This is a genomic window from Streptomyces cucumeris (assembly GCF_024295805.1).
GTDB lineage: Bacteria > Actinomycetota > Actinomycetes > Streptomycetales > Streptomycetaceae > Streptomyces > Streptomyces cucumeris.
On sequence record NZ_JANCLX010000098.1, the window covers coordinates 1 to 752 of the forward strand.

The 752-nt window shown below is 66.1% G+C and carries 1 protein-coding gene; it reads right to left on the bottom strand.

All coding sequences use genetic code 11. From position 1 onward, the window contains the following. Positions 1 to 752: acyltransferase domain-containing protein (locus NMK44_RS41905; protein ID WP_254753401.1), on the bottom strand; the 752-nt coding region annotated here is incomplete at both ends.

Here is a 752-nt window from a genome sequence, read left to right on the forward strand (position 1 = left end):
GGATGCGGACTCACCTCGACGAACGCACCGAAGCCCTCATCCAGCAGCGCACGCACCGCAGGTTCGAAACCCACCGGACTCCGCAGATTCGCATACCAATAGCCACCATCCATCAACGAGGTGTCCAGCCAGCCACCCGTCACCGTGGAGAACAACGGAACATCACCGCTCTTCGCCGTGACCCCCTCCAACGCCGAGCACAGTTCGTCCTCGATCCGCTCCACCTGCGCACAATGCGAGGCATAGTCGACATCGACCCTGCGCGTACGCACCCCCCGCTCAGCACACGAAGCGAGGAGTTCATCCAGCGCCTCGACCTCACCCGCCACCACCACCGACGAAGGCCCATTGACCGCCGCCACCGACAACCGGCCACCCCACGGCCCCACATACCTCCCGGCCTCGACCGCCGAACAAGCCAACGACACCATCCCGCCGGAACCGGCCAGCCCGGCCAGAGCACGACTGCGCAACGCCACCACCCGCGCCCCATCCACCAGCGACAGACCACCCGCCACCACAGCCGCAGCAATCTCACCCTGCGAATGCCCCACCACCGCATCCGGCACCACACCAAACGAACGCCACACCCCCGCCAACGACACCATCACCGCAAACAACACCGGCTGCACCACATCCACCCGGCCCAACCCCGACCCCGAACGAAGCACCTCACCCAACGACCACTCCACATAAGGCGCCAACGCCACCTCACACTCCGCGATCCCCCTCGCGAACTCCGCGCTCTGATC